At 50.9% G+C, this 283-nt stretch carries 2 tRNA genes; both read right to left on the bottom strand.

Annotated features, from left to right (window positions below):
- Positions 1-82: 82 nt before the first annotated feature.
- Positions 83-158: transfer RNA gene (locus KVH01_RS29585), tRNA-Ala, on the bottom strand.
- Positions 159-188: 30 nt separating this feature from the next.
- Positions 189-265, bottom strand: a tRNA-Ile gene (locus KVH01_RS29580).
- Positions 266-283 lie beyond the last annotated feature (18 nt).

The following is a 283-nucleotide window of genomic DNA, read 5'->3' as shown; positions in this document are numbered from 1 at the left end:
ACTAGTCAAAGACTAGAAATCAACATTCACCATCACAGTGATGGAATGCTCATTTCTAAGCTTTATACAACAGAAGCAGTAGTGGTGGAGCCAAACGGGATCGAACCGTTGACCTCCTGCGTGCAAGGCAGGCGCTCTCCCAGCTGAGCTATGGCCCCGTATTTCTACAGGCGTTTCCCACACAAAATTGGTGGGTCTGGGCAGATTCGAACTGCCGACCTCACCCTTATCAGGGGTGCGCTCTAACCAACTGAGCTACAGACCCAATTTCGGGCTGCTTCTT

Origin of the sequence: Pseudomonas khavaziana (genome assembly GCF_019145205.1) — a bacterium.
Lineage (GTDB): Bacteria > Pseudomonadota > Gammaproteobacteria > Pseudomonadales > Pseudomonadaceae > Aquipseudomonas > Aquipseudomonas khavaziana.
The sequence above is the reverse complement of the archived record's forward strand: the minus strand, read 5'-3'. Positions and strand labels throughout refer to the sequence as shown.